15 protein-coding genes are annotated in these 20,367 nt (G+C 71.3%); 9 read left to right on the forward strand and 6 right to left on the reverse strand.

The genetic code is table 11. From position 1 onward, the window contains the following. Nucleotides 1–28: 28 nt before the first annotated feature. Nucleotides 29–661 carry a TetR/AcrR family transcriptional regulator gene (locus tag AWX74_RS19445; RefSeq protein WP_091278742.1) on the reverse strand — a complete coding sequence of 211 codons (633 nt, stop codon included), beginning with the start codon at nt 659–661 and terminating at the stop codon, nt 29–31. Between the two features lie 152 nt (nt 662–813). Between AWX74_RS19445 and AWX74_RS19450 the strand changes: the two genes are divergently transcribed. The 3 genes from AWX74_RS19450 (at nt 814) to AWX74_RS19460 (ending at nt 3,697) form a co-directional block, all read left to right on the forward strand. Beyond that, complete coding sequence (locus tag AWX74_RS19450) at nt 814–1,833, forward strand: aldo/keto reductase (protein WP_091278744.1); 1,020 nt, start codon at nt 814–816, stop codon at nt 1,831–1,833. Beyond that, entirely contained in the window at nt 1,833–2,897 is a 1,065-nt protein-coding gene (locus AWX74_RS19455) for a winged helix DNA-binding domain-containing protein (RefSeq protein WP_091278746.1), read from the forward strand. The genes AWX74_RS19450 and AWX74_RS19455 overlap by 1 nt, the downstream gene beginning before the upstream one ends. A gap of 149 nt (nt 2,898–3,046) precedes the next feature. Continuing rightward, entirely contained in the window at nt 3,047–3,697 is a 651-nt protein-coding gene (locus AWX74_RS19460; RefSeq protein ID WP_091278750.1) for a hypothetical protein, read from the forward strand. Here the strand turns inward: AWX74_RS19460 and AWX74_RS19465 are convergent. Further along, the gene (locus tag AWX74_RS19465) at nt 3,682–4,704 is read right to left on the reverse strand and encodes a helix-turn-helix domain-containing protein (protein WP_226930934.1); all 1,023 of its coding nucleotides are present in this window, start codon (nt 4,702–4,704) and stop codon (nt 3,682–3,684) included. The genes AWX74_RS19460 and AWX74_RS19465 overlap by 16 nt on opposite strands. A 129-nt stretch (nt 4,705–4,833) precedes the next feature. Between AWX74_RS19465 and AWX74_RS19470 the strand changes: the two genes are divergently transcribed. The 5 genes from AWX74_RS19470 (at nt 4,834) to AWX74_RS19490 (ending at nt 13,205) form a co-directional block, all read left to right on the forward strand. After that, nucleotides 4,834–6,438: an MFS transporter gene (locus tag AWX74_RS19470; RefSeq protein ID WP_091278753.1), complete on the forward strand. Its 1,605-nt coding sequence runs from the start codon at nt 4,834–4,836 to the stop codon at nt 6,436–6,438. Between the two features lie 190 nt (nt 6,439–6,628). Further along, nucleotides 6,629–9,319 (forward strand): P-loop NTPase fold protein, encoded by a 2,691-nt coding sequence (locus AWX74_RS19475; protein WP_131799498.1) that lies wholly within the window; start codon nt 6,629–6,631, stop codon nt 9,317–9,319. Between the two features lie 16 nt (nt 9,320–9,335). Continuing rightward, nucleotides 9,336–11,201 (forward strand): vWA domain-containing protein, encoded by a 1,866-nt coding sequence (locus AWX74_RS19480; RefSeq protein WP_091278757.1) that lies wholly within the window; start codon nt 9,336–9,338, stop codon nt 11,199–11,201. A gap of 3 nt (nt 11,202–11,204) precedes the next feature. Continuing rightward, nucleotides 11,205–11,744: a hypothetical protein gene (locus AWX74_RS19485; RefSeq protein ID WP_091278759.1), complete on the forward strand. Its 540-nt coding sequence runs from the start codon at nt 11,205–11,207 to the stop codon at nt 11,742–11,744. 117 nt (nt 11,745–11,861) lie between these two features. Further along, nucleotides 11,862–13,205 (forward strand): EAL domain-containing protein, encoded by a 1,344-nt coding sequence (locus tag AWX74_RS19490; protein ID WP_091278761.1) that lies wholly within the window; start codon nt 11,862–11,864, stop codon nt 13,203–13,205. Nucleotides 13,206–13,428: 223 nt separating this feature from the next. Here AWX74_RS19490 and AWX74_RS19495 read toward each other — a convergent pair whose 3' ends face one another. The 4 genes from AWX74_RS19495 to AWX74_RS19510 are packed head-to-tail and all read right to left on the reverse strand — an operon-like array spanning nt 13,429 to nt 19,467. Then, a complete protein-coding gene (locus AWX74_RS19495) occupies nt 13,429–15,798 on the reverse strand; it encodes an effector-associated domain EAD1-containing protein (protein WP_091278763.1) in 2,370 nt (789 codons plus the stop codon). Beyond that, entirely contained in the window at nt 15,795–16,982 is a 1,188-nt protein-coding gene (locus AWX74_RS19500) for a VWA domain-containing protein (RefSeq protein ID WP_091278765.1), read from the reverse strand. Before AWX74_RS19500 ends, AWX74_RS19495 begins: the two co-directional genes overlap by 4 nt. Beyond that, complete coding sequence (locus AWX74_RS19505) at nt 16,979–18,007, reverse strand: AAA family ATPase (RefSeq protein ID WP_091278767.1); 1,029 nt, start codon at nt 18,005–18,007, stop codon at nt 16,979–16,981. The genes AWX74_RS19500 and AWX74_RS19505 overlap by 4 nt, the downstream gene beginning before the upstream one ends. Beyond that, the gene (locus AWX74_RS19510; protein ID WP_131799499.1) at nt 18,007–19,467 is read right to left on the reverse strand and encodes an effector-associated domain EAD1-containing protein; all 1,461 of its coding nucleotides are present in this window, start codon (nt 19,465–19,467) and stop codon (nt 18,007–18,009) included. The genes AWX74_RS19505 and AWX74_RS19510 overlap by 1 nt, the downstream gene beginning before the upstream one ends. Between AWX74_RS19510 and AWX74_RS19515 the strand changes: the two genes are divergently transcribed. Next, nucleotides 19,402–20,340, forward strand: a complete 939-nt coding sequence (locus AWX74_RS19515) for an effector-associated domain EAD1-containing protein (RefSeq protein ID WP_242666326.1) — start codon at nt 19,402–19,404, stop codon at nt 20,338–20,340. The two genes, AWX74_RS19510 and AWX74_RS19515, sit on opposite strands and share 66 nt — an antisense overlap. Nucleotides 20,341–20,367: the final 27 nt, after the last annotated feature.

Consider the following 20,367-nt stretch of genomic DNA (forward strand, 5'->3'; position numbering starts at 1 on the left):
GAACGGAGATGTCGCGCTGACCGCCTGCCTACCTCGGTGCGCGCAGGCCGTCGAAGAGAACGGCGTTGAGACGTGCGAACCGGTCGGGGGCCCCCTCTGCGTCCGCGTGGCGCAGAGTGGCGAAGGCACCCGCCAGCAGGGCGAACAGATCGTCGACGTCGATGTCGCCGCGGACTGCGCGGTCCCGCTGCGCGCGCTGGAGAAGGGCGTGCAGAGTCTCGCGCAGACGAGCCGCGACGTCGGGCGCGGCGGTTCGTATGTCGAAGTCCGTTCCGGCGAGCGCGGCCTTGAGCGGCCTGCTCTCGATTCCCTCCGCCAGCATTCGGGCCAGCATGGCAAGCAGCGCCTCACGGGAATCGGCATTCGTGGCGTATGTGGTGGCATCCGCGACGAGCTGTTCCACCTGGTCGACGACGACCGCCGCGAACAGCGCCTCCTTGGTCGGGAAATGACGGTGTACCGTGCCGGCGCCGACGCCCGCATGTCGGGCGATCTCGTCCAGCGGAACGGACAGGCCGTCGGCCGCGAACAGGTCACGGGCGGCGCGGAGCACTCGCGCCCGGTTTCGCCGCGCGTCGGCACGCAGTGGACGCCCGGAGACCGACGTGCTCGGGTCTGTTTCTGCCGCCGCCGTGCCTGCGATGCCCGTCCGGTCCGTCATGGCACCGCACTCCCTTCCACATTCGCGGCCGGCTACGTTCCTGCGCGTTCCACAGTCTGCGCCATGAGCTCCCAGCACGAAGCGGGGCGCCGCCCCGTACAGTGTGGTCACCACTAAGCGGGGCGACGCCCCGGATAGATGGAGGAGATCCTGTGGAGTACGCACCGCTGGGGCGATCCGGCCTCAAGGTGTCGCGGCTGGCACTTGGGACCATGAACTTCGGCGCCGGTCCCGGCGCGCCCTGCGACGAACCGGAGGCACGCCGGATCATCGACGCCTTCCTCGACCTGGGCGGCAACATCATCGACACTGCCGACATCTACACCGGGGGACGTTCGGAGGAGGTCGTCGGACGTGCCATCGCCGCTCGCCGGGACTCGGTCGTACTGGCCACCAAGGGCGCCGGCCCGCTGGGCCCGGGCCCGAACGACCGCGGCCTGTCCCGACGCCATCTCAGCCGCGCGCTGGACGCCAGCCTCCGCCGCCTGGGCACCGATCACGTCGATCTCTACCAGTGCCACAACTGGGATCCGGACGTGCCCGTCGAGGAGACGATGACAACCCTGGACGGGTTCGTCCGCCAGGGCAAGGTCCGCTACATAGGCTGCTCCAACTACACCGCCAGCCAGATCATCGAATCCCAGTGGGCGAGTCAGCGGCTGGGAACGACGCCCTTCATCAGCCTCCAGCCCCACTACTCGCTCCTCGCCCGCGAGATCGAGGCCGAGATCCTGCCGGCCTGCGCGCGCCACAGCCTGGGCGCCATCGCCTACGGACCCCTCGCCGGTGGCGTGCTCGCCGGCCGGTACCGACGCGGCACCCAGCCCGCACCGGGCAGCCGCCTGCACCAGTGGCTCGCCTTCAACCCCACCGCCGCCCGATGGGCGGCCACACTTCTGCGCGACCGAAGCTTCGACATCGCCGACGGCGTCACGGAGGTCGCCGACCATCTCGCCACCACCCCGTCAGCCGTCGCCATAACGTGGGCTCTGCGGCGTCCCGGCATCACCTCGGTGATCCTCGGCCCACGCACCATCGACCAGCTCACCGACAACCTCGCCAGCCTCGACCTCGACCTGCCGACCGATCTCGCCGCACGGCTCGACGACCTCTCGGCGCCGCCCAACCGGCCGGTCACCGGCCTGCCCGTCACTCTGCAGGAGGAGCGGTAATGCCCGGTGCATCAGAGATCGGCCTGCTCAGGCTGGTGGCACAGCGGCTCGCCGGTGAGCCCGCGGCGACACCGGCCGAGGCGGTGCGCACCCTCGGCGGCCTGCAGGCGCAGGAACGGGGAAGCCTGCTGATGTCCGTCGCGCTGCGCACCACCGGCCGCAGCCAGGCGGGTGTGGTAGCCGCCTTCGACGCCGGCGAGCTGGTCACGAGCTGGCCCATCAGGGGCACGCTGCACACCGTCCCCGCGGAGGACCTCGGCTGGCTCACCGCGCTCACCGCTCCCCGGCTGGCAACCCTCGCCGCCCGGCGCCGAGCCGAGCTGGGACTGGACACCGCCGTCTTCGAGCGGGCCCGCGCGCGGGCCGTCGAGGCGCTGTCCGGAGGCCGCCGCCTGCTCCGGGACGAGCTCTACGCGGCCTGGGAGGCCGCAGGCATCGCCACCGGCGGCCAGCGCGGCTACCACCTGATCGTCCACCTGGCCGAGACCGGAACGCTCTGCCTCGGCCCGGCCCGGGACGGGCAGCAGGCCTTCGTCCTGGTCGCCGAGTGGGTACGCCAGCCGCGGCAGCTGGACGGGGAGGAGGCTCTCGGCGCGCTGGCGCTCGCCTACTTCCGGGGGCACGGGCCGGCCAGCCGGGACGACTTCGCGAAGTGGACGAAGCTGCTGGCAGCGGACGTCCGTACTGCCGTCGCGGTGGCCCGGCCCAGTCTCGCCGGCCTGGACGTGGACGGCGTCGAGCACCTGATGGACCCGCTCACCCCGGAGCGCCTGGCGACCTGCCGGGACGAGGCCCGCGCCGTCCATCTGCTGCCCGGGTTCGACGAGCTGGTGCTCGGCTACACCGACCGGTCCGCGATGCTCGGCCGAAAGGACTTCCAGCGGGTCGTCCCGGGCGGCAACGGCGTGTTCCGGCCGACCGTCGTCCACGACGGCCGCATCGTCGCCACCTGGCAACGGCGCCGGCCACGCGGCCGCGGGGACACGATCGAGACGTCGCCGTTCACGAGCCTGAGCGCATCCGTGCGCGCGGAGATCGACCGGGTCGCCACGCTCCTGCCCTGACCGGCCACGGCCGGCGCCGCTACCGGCGTCGAACCAGAACCCTCAATGGCACCTTACGGCAGGTACTCGACTGCATTCACAGCGCGAACGAGTGGTGCCGGTTAGCTTGATCACCCAAAGGTGTGCGTGAGCTGTCGAGGGGGACGCCCATGACCATCCGAAACAAGATCACAATCCTTGTCGCGGGCCTGTTATCAGCGCTGGCGGCACTCACCGCGACGGCGGGAACCGCGAACGCGGCCAGCCCGGCCGCCGCACCAGGCCTCGCCGCGACGCTGGCGGCTCAGGCCGCCGCCTCAACCGGGCCGTTGTGCTCCCCGACTCGGCCGGCGACACCGGCGCCAGGGGTCGGAACCGCACAGTTCACCTTCAACCGCGAGTTCCTGCTGGCGCTCGCCAGGGCGGGTGTGATCGCCTACTCCACCGCACCCGGCCAGACCAGTGTGTGCCTGAATCCGCTCTCAGAACGGCTCACCTTCCCGCTCGAGCCCCCGCAGTACGGTGCCGGGACGATCACCGCGCAGATCGACGGTCAGCTCGTCTTCCGCAAGGTCGTCACCGGTGCGACGGTGTCGCTGAGCCTGCGCACCTTCAGCCATACGGCCATCGGGAACTGGATCTTCATCAACGCGGACGTTCCGCTCGCCGAGCAGATCCTGTTCTCCGTCGGGCTGCCCGACGCCACCGGCGCCTACCCGCTCGGGTTCTCCCGTCCAGAGGTGGTCAGCGTGCCGCTCGGCGTCACGTTCACGTTCCATGGGCAGGCCGGCACCGTGGCCACCGCCTACCCCACGCCCTGACCCGCAACACCGGAGGCACCGGGTTCCTCGCCACAGGCAACGCCTGACGTCCGTGGCGAGGAACCCGCGGACGTCAGGTGCCCGATGCCGGAGTCCGGCAAGACGGTTTCGGCAACCGCATCGCGGCCAGCCCTGGGATGGCCGGGAGGTCCGCAGGGTCCCTGGAGCGCGGTCGCGCCCAGGCAGGCGAGCAGCGCGAGCCGCTCGGCGGTCGGCGAGTGCGGCTCGGCCGACATGATCGCGATGCGCTGGCCGTGGTCCTCCGGCAGGCGCAGCGTCTCCTCGTGCAGGGTCAGCTCGCCGACCAGCGGATGGCGGTAGACCCGCACGTGGCTGGCGCAGTCCTTGACCGGATGGCGCGCCCACCCCGACGCGAACTCCTCGCTCTTCACACACAGCTCACCGATGAGGGTGGTGAGCTGTTCGTCGTCGGGATACTGGCCCGAGGCAAGGCGAAGATAGCCGACGAGGTCCTCGACCTTGCGCCGCCAGTTGACGTAGAGGTCGCGGACATGGGCGTCCAGCATGATCAGCCGGGCCATGTTGGGGCGGGAGGCGCAGCGGTCCGGGGCGTTGAAGTCCAGGTGCGGCGCCACCAGTGCGTGCCCGAGCCGGTTCCAGGCGAGCACGTCGGTGCGGCGGCCGATCACGAGGGCCGGGCTGTCACGGACCGACTCGAGCAGGATCCGGACCCCGGGACGTACCCGCTCCAGCTGGCGGCTGCGCCGGGCCGATCGCTCCGGGCGGGCGAGGGTGAGCAGGTGAGCCTGCTCGTCGTCGGTGAGCCTCAGCACCCGGGCGAGCGAGCCGAGCACGGCGTCCGAGGCGTTGCGGCTCTGCCCCTGCTCCAGCCGCGTGTAGTAGGTGACGCTCACCCCGGCGAGCTGGGCGAGCTCCTCGCGGCGCAGGCCGGGCACCCGGCGCCGATCACCCGGGCGGGCGATGCCGGCCTCCGCGGGCGCGAGCCGGTTGCGACGCGAACGAAGAAACTCGCCGAGCTCGGTCATCTTCGCATTGTCACTCGGCGGGCAGGCGTTTCAGGTACCCGGAAGGTGACCCTGCCAGGGCTACCCACCCGGTGGATAGCCCGTGCAAGGCGATGGCTACTCTGCGCACCCGCCGGGATCGTCAGGCCCATGACCGACACGACCGCCACACCGACGTCCGTCGCCGTCCCGGCGCAGGCGCAGGCGCAGGCGCAGACCGGACGCGGTTCCGCGGAACCCGGCCGGCAGGCACCGGACGGCCTGCCTGCCACAACGCAGCCTCCGCAGCCCCCGCCGGCGACGGCGGCGGGCTCCGACAGTCTCACCGCTCGGCAGCGCGTCGCGCTCCTGCTGCTGCTCGGAACGCAGTTCATGCTCGCGGTCGACTTCTCCATCCTGAACGTCGCCCTGCCCTCCATCGGCGCCGGCGTGGGGTTCTCCGAAGGCCACCTGCAGTGGATCGCGACGGCCTTCGCGCTCCCGTCCGCCGGCTTCACGCTGCTGTTCGCGCGGGTCGCCGATCTCACCGGGCGGCTCCGGCTGTTCATGACCGGGCTGGGGCTGCTCGTCGTCGCCTCGCTGGTCGGCGGGGTGGCGAGCACTCCGGCGGTGCTGCTCGCCGCCCGCGTGGGCCAGGGGATGGCCGCGGCCATCGCCACGCCGGCCGCGCTCTCGCTGCTGGTGACCACGTTCCCGGAGGGGCCGGCCCGCCAGCGGGCACTCGGGCTCAACGGTGCGCTCCTGCCGGCCGGGTTCACCATCGGCGCCCTCATCGGCGGCCTGCTCACGCAGTACCTGAGCTGGCGCTGGGCCTTCCTGCTGAACGTGCCGATCGCGCTCGCCATCCTGGCCGCCGCACCGCGGGTGGTCACGGACGGGCGCGGTGAGACGGGCGGGCGACTGGACGTCCCGGGTGCGCTGACCGTCACCGGCGGGCTGGTGGCGCTGATCTACGGGATCTCCACCGGTGGCGAGGACGGCTGGGGCCGGCCCGTCGTGTGGATCACTGCCGGGGTGGGCCTGGCGTTGCTGGTCGCCTTCTGGCGCATCGAGTCGACCAGCTCGCATCCGCTCGCGTCACTGGCCGTGCTGCGCCGGCGCGCGGTGGGTGGCGGCAACGCCGGCGGATTCGTGATCTTCGCGATGGGCAGCGCGATCGTCTTCCTGCTCACCGTCTACCTGCAGGAGCTGCTCGGCTACTCGGCCATGGTCACCGGGCTGATCTTCGGTGTCCCGGGCGCGGCGGCCTTCACCGCCGGCATCGTCGCGCCGCGGGTCCTGCGCCGGATCAGCCCGCGGACGACCCTCGTCACGGCGCTGTTCGTCCAGGGGGCGTCCGCCGTGGCGCTGGCGTTCGTCGACCTGGACCGCACCTCGCTCACCCTGGTGATGGTCGCGTCGGTGCTCGGGTTCTTCGGCCATGCCCTCGGCATCGTCGGGTTCCTGGTGACGGCGACCGCGGACCTGCCCGACGACGAACAGGGTCTCGCCACCGGGCTCGCGACCATGACCCAGCAGATCGGGCTCACCGTCGGGATCCCGATCCTGAGCGCGGTCGTCGCCGCGAACGCCGCCGGAGCCCCCGGCACCCTCGCCGCCGACGAGGCGACCCTGGACGGCATCAGGATGGCCCTGTCCATCGACGGCGCCGTCACGATCGCGGCCGGGTTCGCCGTCGCCGCCATCCTCCCCCGCCTGCGGACACGAACAGCACACACCGCGACCGACGCCGCCGCCGGGCGTACGACCGGGTGAGGCGGGTGCGTTTTCCAGAGGGTTTCTCCACCCTGTTCGCAGCAAAGCGACAACGAGATCCGCCGACGGCCGCACCGGCTGGGTGGGGGCCTTTTCCGGCCCCACCTGGCTGGATGTCAGCCATCGGATAGGCCGATCGCCCGGGCCCGGCGGGCCGGTGGGCCGGTGCCGGCTATTCTCGGCGACCACCATGACCACACCCGCGGATTTCTTTGCCGGACATGAGGGCGCCGTGCGCGCGATCGCGGTCTTCCCGGACGGCCGCCGAATCGTCACCGGCGGAGCCGACAGCAGAATCCGGGTCTGGGACCTGCCGTCGGGCCGGCTGCTCACCGAACACACCGCGCACACCGGCCCCGTCCTCGCGGTGGCGGTGGACGAGCAGTGCCAGGTGATCTCCAGCGACCAGCGGAAGACGGTCGTCTGGGCGAGCGAGCCTGCCGCGGCCTCGTCCGCGGCGCCATCCTCGGTGCCGTATCCGAGGCGCGTCGCCGAGACAGCCGTCTCGCCCCGCGGGGACACCGTGGTCAGCATCGACACCGGCCAGGACGTCGTCATCCAGCCTCCCGGGACCGGCAGCTGGCCCAGCGGCCACCGGCGCGTCGACAGCATCGCGGTGAGCGACGGAGGGCAGGTCGTCACCGGCGGATCGGAGCCGATCGTCCGCGTGACGGATCTGCACGGGGCCGAGCTGCGCCGACTGGACGGTGCCGCGCACAGCAGTGTCGCCGTGGCGGCCTCCCACGACGGCAGCCACATCGCCGTCGCGTTCGAGGAGGCTGTGAAGTACTGGGACGTTGCAAACTCCGCTACGGCGTTCGACCTGGCCGGCTGCGAGGACGCCGTCGCCCTGGCGGTGACCCCGGACGGCAGGCAGATCGTCGCGGGCGACGTCCGTGGCGGGATCTGGGTGTGGAACGCGGAGCAGCCCGGCCAGGCACCGGTGAGGCTGCGGGGCCACGACAAGGCGGTGCGGGCCTTCGCCGTCACACCGGACAACAAGCGCCTGGTCAGCGGCGCCGATGACGGCACGATCCGGCTGTGGGACCTGGCGACGGGTGCGCGGATCACGCCGGGCACCGCCCCCGGCCCGCTGCCGGGCCACGTCAGCGATCAGGAAAGCGCGCTCGACCTGCTCGGGTTCGCCACGGACGTCGAGAGCATGGCCGCGCTCCTCGCGGACCGCTCGACCGAGCCGCCGCTGGCGATCGCGCTGCTCGGCCGGTGGGGCTCCGGCAAGTCGAGCTTCGCCCGCCAGCTCCACGACCGGGTGGCCGCGCTGGCCGAGCAGTCCAGCCGCAGCGCGGCGCGCAGCATCTTCGCGACCAACATCCGCCAGGTGCGCTTCGACGCCTGGCACTACAACGACGACCACCTGTGGGTGGGCATGGCCGAGCACCTCTTCGCCGGCCTCGTCGAGCCGGAGCCGTCGGACACCGAGCAGATCCGCGCGAGGCGGGAGGTCCTGCGCGACAGGCTGCGCGCCTTCGAGGACCTGGCCGCCGAGGACACCAGCTGGGCACAGCGACTGCGGGCCCGGGCCCGGCTGTGGCGGGTCGACCTCGCGCGGTGGCGTGGCCGGTTCGTCCTGGCGGGGGCGGTGCTGGTGCTGGGAGTGTGCATCGGTCTGGTCGGCGTGCTGTGGGGCCCGGCCCCGGTGGTGGCGGTCGGTGGCGTCGTCGCCGTGCTGGCCGGGTTTCCCATCGTCGGCTGGCTCGTGGCGGCCTGGCAGGCGGTCAGCGGGCTCGACCAGCGGCGTGTCAACGAACTGGAGCAACAGGCGCGGGACACCCGGATGCAGCTGGCCACGCTCGACGCCGCGCAGCGGCTGGCGGTCGTGATCGAGCAGGCCCGGTCGGGCGCCTACGACCAGTATCGCGGGCTGCTCGGCCAGGTCCACGCCGACCTGCGCCAGCTCAGCGACAGCGCGCGGCGGGCCTTCGCCGAGTGGACGAGGGCCGGCTCCCGGGGCAGGCCTCCGTTGGAGCGGGTCATCCTCTACATCGACGACCTCGACCGCTGTTCGCCTCGCAGGGTGGTCGACGTTCTCGCCGCGGTGCACATGCTGCTGGCGCTTCCGCTGTTCGTCGTGGTGGTCGCCGTGGATCCCCGGTGGCTTCGGCGCTGCCTCGAGCAGTACTACGCCGAGATCTTCGCCGGGAACGCGGACGCCGCCGGCGGCGCGACACCGTTCGACTACCTGGACAAGATCTTCCAGGTGGTCTTCGCGCTGCGGCCGATGGGGGCCGAGGCCGACCGCTACGTGGAGTGGCTCGTGCCGACGGCCGCCGAGAACGAACGCCCCCGGCGCCGGGAAGCCGAACCGCCTGAGGCCAGGCCGCGCCCCGGTTCCGGGGAGCCCGACCGGCCCGGGCCGGGACGCACCGGGCGGGCGGCCACACCCGGCGGGATGCCGCCCCAGCCGGACCAGCTGCGGCTGCGCCCCCAGGAGCTGCGGTTCGTCCAGCGGCTACGCCCGATGCTGGAGACACCGCGCGCGCTGAAACGGTTCGTCAACCTGTACCGCCTGGTGCGCGCGGGAATTCCCGACAACGAGCTCGACGACTTCATCGGCATCGACGAAAACGGCCCCTACCAGGCGGTGCTCGTACTGCTCGCGGTACTCGTGGCCGATCCGGAAGGCGGCCGGACCCTGATAAAGGCGCTACACGGACAAGTCGACGGGACCGGTATCCACGAGCTGATCGAGGAGCTGTCCCGCCGCGAACAGCCCTGGCGGGTACACGACATCTGGGCGCGTCTGCTGGCTCTGCTGGGAGACGGGAATTCCGTACACAGTAGTCTTCCCACCTACCGGCGCTGGGCGGGAACGACGGCGCGGTTCAGTTTCGAGACCTGGGATCTGACCGAGCCCCGCTGACCATCAGGAGGCGACCGTGTTCGGCGGACGGGCACACCGGTTCTTCCGCCGCCGTCACGCACTCGGCGGTCTGGTCGGCGTCGTCCTCGTCGCGGCGACCGCGGTGGCGCCGCGCGTCGCGGTCGGCGGCCACGGCCCGGCCGACTGCGACCGCACGGAGACGATCCGGGTCACCTCGTCCACGGAGAAGGCCGGCGTCATGGCGCAGCTCGTCGACCGGTACAACGACGCGGGGCGCGCCGTGGCCGGCCTGTGCGGGCACGTCCAGCTCAGCGCCCGCACCTCCGGGGCGACGAAGAACGACCTCGCCGAAGGCATGAAGGACCCACCGCAGGTGTGGCTGCCGACGTCGTCGATGTGGACGAGCCTGCTCGCGCAGGAGGGGCACGGCGACCTCCTGGTGCCCGAGCCCGCGCACCGGTCGGTGACCCGGAGCATGCTCGTCATCGCGATGCCACAACCGGTGGCCGAGACGCTGGCGCAGCACGGCGCCCCGCTCGCCACCTGGAAGGACGTGCTCGACCTGGCGCAGAAGGGCTGGTCCGCCTACGGCCGATCGGAATGGGGGAAGTTCGTGCTCGGCCGGGACAACGCGGAGACGTCGACCTCAGGGCTGGCCGCCACGGTCGCCACCTATCTCGCCGCCGCCCACGCGACCGGAACCGCGACCACACCCACCTCCGACTGGCTCAACGATCCGGACGTCGTCGGTTTCGTGCACGGAATCGAGTCGTCGGTTTCGCGGTACGGCGACGAGGCGGTGCTGTTCATGCAGCAGATCTACGACGCCGAGCAAAAACAGGACGATGCCGCCTACCGGCCGTATGTCGACGCGATAGTCATCCAGGAGCAGATGGTCTACCTGTACAACCGAGGCGCGCCCGGCGGCGATCCGGCCCAGATGAGCGATGAGCGCCAGCCACGCCGTCCGCTTCGGGTGGTGTATCCGCAGGACGGCACGCTCGAGCTCGATCACCCGTTCGTCGTGCTGGCCTCGGCGACGCCGACGCAGCGCCGCGTCGCGGAGGACTTCTACCGTTTCCTGGTCGAGGACGACCAGCAGCGGCTGTTCGCCGACGTCGGTTTCCGCCCGCTGCCCGCCAGCTCCACCGAGAACGACGAGCACGACAAGCCCGACGAGCACGATGGGCAGTCCACGGCCACCCGGCCGACCGAGCAGCTCGTACGGACGCTCGGCATACCGGCGGATCAGGCGCCGGCGCTCGTGCCGGTCCCCGACGGCAAGCTGCTCGCGGCAATGCTCGAGAACTGGGACCGGGTACGGCGCAAGGCCCGGGTGCTGCTGCTGCTCGATGTGTCGGGCTCGATGAACGAACCTGTCGACGACCCGGACAAGGCCGTCGACGCGACGAAGCTGCAGCTGATGATCCCAGCCGCCGAACGTGCGCTCAAGCTGCTCGACGACGATGACGAGGTGGGCCTGTGGACGTTCTCCTCAGGCCCGGCCTACACCGAGGTCGTGCCGGTGTCACCGGTCGGCACGGTCCGCGCCGCGCTGCAGGAGCGGCTGCGGGGACTGCGGGCACGCGGGGACACCGCCCTGTTCGAGGCCACCCAGCGGGCCAGCGAGATGATGACGGCGAACGCGGACCCGGAGCGCATCAACGCCATCGTGCTGCTCAGCGACGGGCAGAACACCGAGCGATACCCCGGTGACGCGAAGGCGCTGCTGGCCGCCCTGGACCCGGGCACCTCGGACACGCCCGTCCGGATCTTCACCGTCCCCTACGGCCGGGCCGACAACGCCGACGTCGGCACGCTCGCGGAGATCGCGCGCCTGACCCGGGCGGCCCAGTACGACGCCCGCAACCCGCTGGACATCGACGCGGCTTTCGTCCGGGTCTTCCGGAACTTCGGCTGAACGGTGGCGCTTCCACAGCGGTTCCAGGATCCGGTCGGGGTCGGCGAGGCCGTCGTGCTCGGACTCGGCGCGTTCGTGGCCGGGCTGGTCGGGCCGTGGCCGTGGCTGGCCGGTGTGGCCGGGCCGGTGACGGCGGCCCTCGTCCTGATCACGGCTACCCGACGCGGCCCGCAGCCGCCGCCCCCTCCTCCGCAGCCGCACCCGCTGGGAGCGGCGGACGCCGTCCGGCTGGTGCGGGAGTGGAGGGAGGACCTGGGAGCAGACCATCCCGCCCGCTCCCGCGCCGACGAGGTGTGCGAGCTGGCCGACACGGTCGAGTTGCTGATCCTGCGGCGGGAACACGTGATCGCCGGTATCGAGGAGGCCGCGGCGCGGGAGGCGATGGCCCGCGACCTGAGCCTGGACATCGCATACCTCACGCGCTTTCTGGACAGCTTCTACGTCTCCAGAGGGATCGCTCCGACGAGAACGGTCCACTGGGACGAGCTTCGGGAGCGCTTCAACCGGGTGCACGGCATGCTCCACAACGATCCCGATCTTTGACCCGCACGTCCCAGCGGGCACGGCCACTCGGCACGCGGCCGTGCCTGCACGCCCGGCTGTGTGCCCGCGGGGTATCCGGGAAGCATCCGAGGGAGGAGCTGCGCGGAGGAGAGGGCCGTGGCGGAGTACGGGGATCGCGGTGGCACGGGGGCACCGCCGTGCTCGGTTCGTCCCGAGCTGGACTCGAAACCGGAGCCGGACCCGGAGCGTTGGCCTGGCCTGGAACCTGTGACCGAGCTGGAACCGGTGCCGGCGGCCGTGGCCGGGTTACTGGCGACTGCCCGCGGCTGCCTCGAAGTGGATGTCTGCTGGCTGTCCCGGCTGATCGGCGGGACCCAGGTGATCGAGGCCTGCAGTGGGGACGCGGCCTCGTTCGGCGTTCGCCCCGGCTCGACCGTCCGCTACGGCGACCGGCGGCACTCGCGCGGGCACACCGGCCACCGGCCCGCACCGGCCGGTCAGACGGGGCCGAGCACAGGCACAGGCACGACGGTTGCCGAGGGTCAGGTCTCCGGGCGGCTCGGAGCGGGTTCGTACCTCGGGGTCCCGGTGGTGCTGGCGGACGGGCGACCGTACGGGATGCTGTGCTGCCTGAGCCACGACCGCGCCCTCACCGCACGTGGCCGCCAGGCGCGGTCCCTGATCCTGCTCGCCGGCGTGCTCGCCGAGTCGCTTTCCTGCCAGCGGCCGGACCTGGAGGCACGGCGCGGGCGGTTCCGGCAGCTGATCGACAACGGCGGTCCCCGGATGACGTTCCAGCCGGTCTTCGAGCTGCCGTCGATGGACTGCATGGGAGCGGAGGCGCTGGCGCGGTTCCCCCCGGATTTCGGTGGCCCTGAGCGTTGCTTCGCGGAGGCCGCCGAGCTGGGTCTGGACCTCGCTCTCGAGGTGTCCGCGATCAGGGTGGCGCTGCGCGCCCTGCCACGGCTCGCACCCGAGTTCGGCCTCGGCATCAACGCGTCTCCGACCACGGTCGTCTCCGGGGAGATCGCCAAGGTGATCGCCGACGTCCCCGCCGAGCGCCTCGTTCTCGAGATCACCGAGCACGACCGCATCGACGACTACCCGGCGATGGACCGCGCTCTCGATGTCCTGCGCCGGGAGGGTGTCCGGGTCGCCGTGGACGACGTCGGCCGCGGCTCCGCGGGCCTGCGTCACCTCGTACACCTGCGGCCGGACTTCATCAAGATGGACCGCTGCCTCACCCAGCACATCGACGTCGATCCGGCCCGACGCGCACTCGCGACCGCGCTCGTGAGCTTCGCGCGGGAGACCGACGGGCTGGTCCTCGCCGAAGGTGTCGAGACCGCCGCGGAGCTCGACGTGCTGATCGGCGCCGGCGTTCACCAGGCCCAGGGCCACTACCTCGCACCCCCGGGACCGCTCCCCCTACCCCCGAACGCCGATCAGACCCCTCCGGTGGCCAAGGCGTCACCGTCGGGCCCGGTCCGAGGATCGTAGCGAGGAGAACGCTGCCTGCAGACCCATCCATCATCATCGTCGTCTCAGCCGAACGCAGCCCACTCAAGATCACAAACCAGGACGCCGGCGCCGCCCTGTGATCTGACCCGAAACCGGGCGGCTGGGCGTCTTTCCGCCCCGTACGGATCCCCCTCACCCCAGCGAAAGACGCCGGGTTGGGTGTCAGTTACGAAGCGAGCGCAACTTCGGATTCCATGGTCGGTCAATTAGGGAAAGGCGGCGGCTCGGAGGGGCGATACCCGCCTTTGACCGACCGATCGATCTGCTGGGCCAGGTAGCTTCGGGCGCCCTCGACGTCCTTCTTGAACGGCACCAGGTCGATGTAGCGGATCCCGCCGAGCAGGCCATCGGGTTCGCATTCTTCGACCCTGACAGGGATCAGTCTGCGGTCCAGGCCACCGCGGTCTCGGTTGAACGCGGTTCTCCAGGAGGCCTGGACCATGTCCGACGTCAGATAGGCCTGCGACAGCACGACGATCATGCGTCTCGAGAACCTCAGGCCTTCGTCGAGTGCCCAGTAGTCGTTGATGCCCACGGGACGCCAGGCGTCGTAGCGGACCAGGTAACCGTTCTCCTGCAGGAACCCCGCGGTCCAGGCGCCCCACGCCTCGTCGGTGTTGAGCGCGGAGACGAAGAAGTCCCACTTGGTACCGTCCGACCGAACCGGGGCATTCAGACCGTCCGGATCGCCCGGGCTGGATGGAGTATTCCGGTTGTCCGGGGCTATCGTGCTCGGCGAAGCGGACGGGGGTTCCGTGCCCGCCATGCCCGGCGGGCGACCGGCAGGCGCGGCGTGCACCGCGGGCAGCGGGCGGCCGGGAAGCGTCAGCCAGGCCTTGGCGGAGAACTTCTTCACCGTCGCGTCGACCTCGCGGAAGTCGCCCGGAGAGAGCCCCCGCAGCCGCGGGAGAACGACGGAATCGAAGACCTCGGACGAAAGGATCAGCGCCAGGTCCGCGTCCTGGTCGTGTGCCAGCGCATCCCGGACGGGCGCCGCGTCGGCCAGCCGCACACCGGTCACCACGGCGTCACCAGCCCAGCTGGTGCCATGCGCGAGAATGTCGCCGTCGTGGATCGAGACCCGCAGCCGGATACGGCCGAGCTCGTTACGGATCGCATTGTATTCATTCAGCGAGATACCGAGCTCGCGGATGAAGTCGGCGACGATCCGCGCCTTCGGGATGTCGGCCGGGAACACCATGAGATAGCCGTCACCCCGGTCCTGCTGCAGAAGAGCTGGGGGTATTCTCGCCTCGACTAGCGCACCCTCGATGATTCCTCGCAGCCCATCGCGCCGCTGCCTCTGATCCAGCATTTCGAGGTCGCTGTAGCCGACGGCGTCGAAGGCGACGACGGTGCCGTTCATGGGTAGCTCACCATCCGCGCGCGGCACCTGGCCGGCGCCCCAGGGAAGGCCACGCACGAATGCGGCGGCCAGCCCCGTCTCAAACGCCTGGTTGGTGGGGAAGTCTCGGGCCGCGATGGTGAGAATCCTGCGGCGGGCGTTGGGGAGCACGCCCTGGACGAGCCTGGCGTTGACCGCATGCCAGTACTCGATCGCGGTCGACGTCCCCTGGGGGAGCCTCGCTGACGCCAGGCCGGCCTGCCGTAGGAGCTGACCAGCGGAAATCCGCTCGGAATAGACGGCCGCGAGGGCCAGCACCTCCGCCTCAGCCAACGAATGGACCAGCGTCTCGGCACCGTCGGCGCCGAGATTGGTGCTTTCGAACTGGCTGACCACGCTGGCGAGCTGGCGGTTGGCGGGGTAGGCCCTAAAGGCTTCGGTGAGCAGCTGGGCCAGCCAACCCCCGGCCTGCGCGTCCCTGACGACCCTGAACACAGCCTCCGCCACGGTGCCGAGTTCGGGCACGTAGTCGGCTAAAGGCCGGTCGAGCGTGTCGAGTAGCTCCGCGAGCCGCCCCCGGGTGGGACAGACGGCGAGGAGGGCATCCCGTACCGCACGTCTCTGCGCTCCGTCCATCGCCGCGATCTTCGACTCGTCGATCCTGGGCACAGCCGCTTCCACGTCCGGGATGCGGCTGAGGTCGGGCTGGTGGGCGAACTGGTAGCGCATCGCCGCGAACCAGCCGGGGGCCAGTGAGTGCTCGGTGCCCGCGGTCGACTCGGACTCGGCGAGCCAGCGTTCGGCCGCCTCCGGGTCGAGCAGGTGCAGCGCGGTGAGCTGTTGGGCCTTCTCCAGCTCGGGGCGATGCCGCCAGGTGCCGGTCTGCTCGGCGTACTGCCAGAGCAGGTTGGCGACGGCGAGCACCCGGTCCATCCCGTACCGCGCGCGCAGCGAGGTGAGCAGGAACCGGCGAAGCTCCGGCTCGATCTCGAACAGGCCGTCACCGATGTCGCGGAACACCGGCGAGAGCAGCAACTCGGCCTCGACCACGTAGTCCAGCGGCTCGTCGTCCAGGAAGAAGTTCACCCGCAGCAGGTGCAACAGACGGGCGTCGACGACCACCGGCACGGCGGCATGGCTGGCCAGCCCCAGTGGTCCATCACTCAGCTCGGCCAGCAGGTCCGGGCGGCGGCGCGCGGCGGCGGCTGGGTCGGTGTCGGCGTTCACAGCGGCGCCTCCACCAGGACCGACCGGCCGCGCAGAGCCTCCACCGCCGCGTCGAGGCCGGCCTTGGTGGCCAGCGGGAACATCGGCACATGCCGGCCGACCCGGCCGGCGGTCGAGCCGGCCCAGCGGCCGGCCGGCGTCGGGTTCAGCCAGACCAGGCGACCGCACCGTTCCCGTAATGCCTTCAGAAGGGCGATCGTGTCGAGAAGCCGCACCGGGTCGTAGCGGCCGCGGGCGGCCCCCGCGTCCCCGATCACCACCGCTCCCGTCGGGCCGCCGGCCGCCGTCGCGTCGTCGAGGTCGAGCAGGTCGGCCAGCCGCTCGGCCCGGGTCAGCGCCGGGTCGGCGTAGACAGCGCCGTTCGGCAGCGGCGAGATCCGGCGCAGGATCTCGTCGAGGTGGCCGGCGAACGGGTCGGACAACGTGTCCAGCAGCCGCCGGTCGGGGCTCGGGGCCGGCACGTTGTGGAAATATCGAACAGTGGTCGTCTCGGAGCGGGCGGTCTCCGTCAGCGCGGCCCGGACGTGTTCGACATAGTCCGCGTACGGGGCCATCGACCCGCCCGCGTCGATGAGGACCAGCATGCGGGCGGCGTTGCGCCGCCGGGCGACAAGGACCGGCGCCGTCGCCACGCCGCTGGCGCAGCGCCGGCGCAGGGATGCGTCCACGTCGACCTCGACGGCGGGGCCGACCCGCACCGGGCGGCGGACCCGCCGCCAGGCCTGCGCGATCTCCCGGTCGCTCACCGGGTACCGCGGAACCAGCACCAGCCGGCGGTCCACATCGGCGAAGGACGGGGCCGGAAGCGCCGGCAGACCGCCCATCGGGTCGGCGCGGACCTCCCCAGCACCGAGTGAACCAGCGGAATCCGGCCCGGCATCGGGCCTGCCGACGGTCGGGCCTCCAGCGGCGTCGTCCTCCGCCGAGTCGTCCTCGCCGACAGCCGGCGGGTCGAGGTCCGGCACGTCCACCCGCAGGAACGCGGCCCGCACGACGTCGGCCTCGCGGTCCGACTTGGCCCACAGCGTGACGCACAGGTCCTCCAGTGCCGCGCGGGAGGACCAGCCGAAGCCGGCGGCGAGAGCCTGGCGCAGCGCGGCGACGTCTTCGGGGCCGAGCATGAACGCTCGCCGCCGCAGCTGGTCGATCAGATCGGTGACGAACGTCGGAGGGCCGGGGGTCATCCGCCGTCACCACCCGGCAGCCCGCGCGGCAGGCGATCCCCGATGGCTCGGCCGGACGGCGAGGCAGCGCCCGGTGCCGGCATGGTCTCAGCCAAGGCGACGTCGGAGCGCACCTTCAGCAGCGCGCCGATGTAGGGCAGGAGGTCCAGTTCGACGACCGGTGTCTGGACAGCCCGCAGGTAGCCGACCCAGTCAAGCAGCTCGGACAGGCCCGGCCGCTTGGTCAGGTTCAGCGACCGCAGCCGGACCAGGACGTCGATCGCGCCCTCGCGCAGCGCCGCTTCAGGCACCTCGTGCGCGGCCAGGATCTCGTCCAGCAGCCCGACGTCACGCGGGAACTCCACGAAATGGAAGACGCACCGCCGCAGGAACGCGCTCGGCAGCACCTTCTCCTCGTTGTTTGTCACGAAGATGATCGGCCGCAGGTCCGGTCGGTCCTCCGGGACGGCGTGACGGCGGCCGGGCTGCTCGGCGACGTCGAAGGCGAGCTGGTCCAGCTCGCGCAGCAGGTCGTTCGGGAAGTCGATGTCGGCCTTGTCGATCTCGTCGATCAGCAGGACGGAGCGCCGCCCCTGTTCGGCCCGGGCGATGGCCCGCCCGAGCGGCCCCAGCCGGACGTAGTCGCCGACGTTCCCCGGGTCTCCGGCTGTTCCCGCCGGGAGCTGGGCGTCATACAGCCGGCGGACTGCGTCATAGGTGTAGAGCAGGTCCTGGGCCCGGGTCGTCGACTTGACGTACATCTCCTCCAGCGGCAGGCCCAGCGCGTAGGCCACGGCATGGGCCAGCCGCGTCTTGCCCGCGCCGGGGTCGCCCTGGAGCAGCAGCGGCCGCCCCAGGGCGACGGCGACGTTGACCGCCTCGGCCAGTCGGGGGCCGGCGATGTAGGGCTCTCGGCCAACCTCCACCGTGTCGGTGACGGTGGCCGGCACCGGTTCCAGGTCGGCCCGCTCGATGCGCCGACGTTCCGGGAGGGCTGCGGCCGGGTCGAACTGCGTGGACGTGTCGACCCGATGGCGGGTACGCATCAGCCGGTTCCCTCCAACCAGCCGCGGAACGCGGCCTGATCGCGATGCAGCTCATCGACGCTCTGGTCGATCGCCGAGTACAGAGCCCGGACGTCGAGAACGTCGCTGTCCGGGAGGCCGAGCGCGGCGCGCCGGCAGAGGTGCTCCTGCCAGGCCCAGCGCAGCGCCAGTGGCCAGCCGTGGGTCTCCGCCAGCCGCGACACCGCGTCGTGCGCCCATTTCCGGACGTCCGACGAGGTGAAGCGGGGTGGGTCGAGAACGATGATGTCGTCCGGCAGAGCCATACCGACCCGGCTGACGAACAGCAGCACCAGTTGCCTGGGCCCGGCGACGAAATCGCTCCGTACGCGATCCCAGAACACCTCGATCGCCGCCGGAATCCGGTCGCCGCGCCCCCGCTCGACCCCGTCGACGTGGACCCGGAACGACAGGTCTCGCCAGGTCAGCTCGTCACGATGCCCGCACAGCTCATCCGCCCACAGTTCGGGCGGCCGGATGTCCTCACGCAGGTTGATCGGGGTCTTCCGGGCGACTTCGTTACTGACCAGGCCCTCGATCCGCACCTGGAGCTTGTCCAGGTACATGTCCTCGGCGTATGTGCTGGCGAAGGCGAGAACCGGTGCCCCGGTATCCACAGCGGTCAGCACGACGTCGTCCACCGAGGCGAGGTCGAAGAAGGTGCTGTTGAAGTGGCGATCGATGGCCGGGACGAACGCCCGCCCGCCGGAATCTGCACCGCCGCCCATGCGGGGACTCTCCGGCGCCTGCGGGTGACGTTCGAACTGTCGCGCGAAGATCCGTAACGGATGCCTGTCGTCCGGCGCCTCCTGGCTCGCTTCTGCCACGAGCCGCGACAACCAGCCCTTTGCCTTGGCCTCCACCAACACAGCCATCAGGATGTCCGGGACGCTGTCACCCGCATAGTCCCCGACACGCTTGTCCAGGTTGAAGCGGAGGAATCGATCCAACTGCGGACGCCCGGGATACGCGTCCTTCAACCCCTCGAAGAAGGGCCGGAGCTGTGGAAAGGTCAGCTTCTCGAGCCGGTCGACGTCAAGGTCCATCAATAACGCACCCCAGCCAACGCCGATGCCCCCCGCCCGCTCACCATCGCCGTGTCGCGACATCCTAATGCCACGGCGACGTCCGCCGTTTCCGGGCCTCGGCCGATTCTGGCGGGTGTAGCCCAGCGGCGCCCGACGCTCGCGAGGCCCCGTACACGCGAAGCGCTGCCCGAACGCCCGGCACCCGTCAGCGGTGCTCGTTTTCGTCCGATATAACGGTAGCGCCACGGCATCGTCCGGCTCCAGTAGGGACAGGAACAGATGAGTTTGTTCGATGACGATCGGATCGGAGGTCTGACCGGTCCGGAGCGGGGCACGCTCGGCGAGGTCCTGCGGAGGGCGTTTCCGGCCCGTGCCGACTGGGAGCGGCTGTTGCTGTTCCAGCTTGATCGCCACCTGGCCGACTACGCGCCCGAGGCCTCCGACCTGCGGGATATCACGCTCCGGGTAGTCGAATCGGCGACCGCTGAAGGCTGGCTGCTCGACCTTGTGAAGGCCGCCTTCGCAACCAGTGGGAACCGACAGCTGCGGGAGTGGGCGCAGCCCTACCTGACGGCTGGTCCGAAGCCGGCCAGTGGACCGCGGGTCCGGCCCGAGGCCGCGCTCGCCGCCGCGACGACGCCTGGGAGTAGAACGGCCGCCGCGGCACCAGCTGCCTCGGGCGACGACCCGCCAGTCGTGTTCGTCAGCTACGGCCACGCGGCGGACGACGACGACCAGTTCGGGTTGTTCGTCGACGATCTGCGGGCCGCGATTGTTCGCGTCACCGGCGTAAGCCCGGCCCGGGCCCTCTACGTCGACACCAGCCTGAGCGTGGGCATCGAATGGTCACCGGAGCTCGTCGAGGCCCTCTCAGGCTGCCGGGTTCTCATGCCCTTCTACAGCGTGAGCCTGATGAGCAGCCGTGGCTGCGGCCGTGAATGGGCCTACTTCACCCAACGTCAGGACGAGTTCGAACGGGCGACCGGCAGGCCGGCGGACTCGATCCTCCCGGTGCTCTGGGACAACCCCGCGAACTACGCCGACCGGCTCGCGAAGCCGCCCTTCCCCGCCGTCCAGTTCGCTCCGAACGGCGCCGAGTTCCGGCGCTACCGGGAACGGGGGCTGCGCCACCTGTACAGCCGCCGGGACACTTTCGGAACGGAGGTCCGAACCGTCCGCGACTATCTCGCGGACCTCGTCGCGGACCTCACCCGCCGCCCGCCACTGCCGCCAGGCCCTCTCGCTGTCGCCTTCGACGCGATCACCCCGGCCTTCGGCGGCGCGTGACGAACCCATCTGCACTCGCGGCCGCAT

The sequence above is a fragment of the Parafrankia irregularis genome (assembly GCF_001536285.1).
Lineage (GTDB): Bacteria > Actinomycetota > Actinomycetes > Frankiales > Frankiaceae > Parafrankia > Parafrankia irregularis.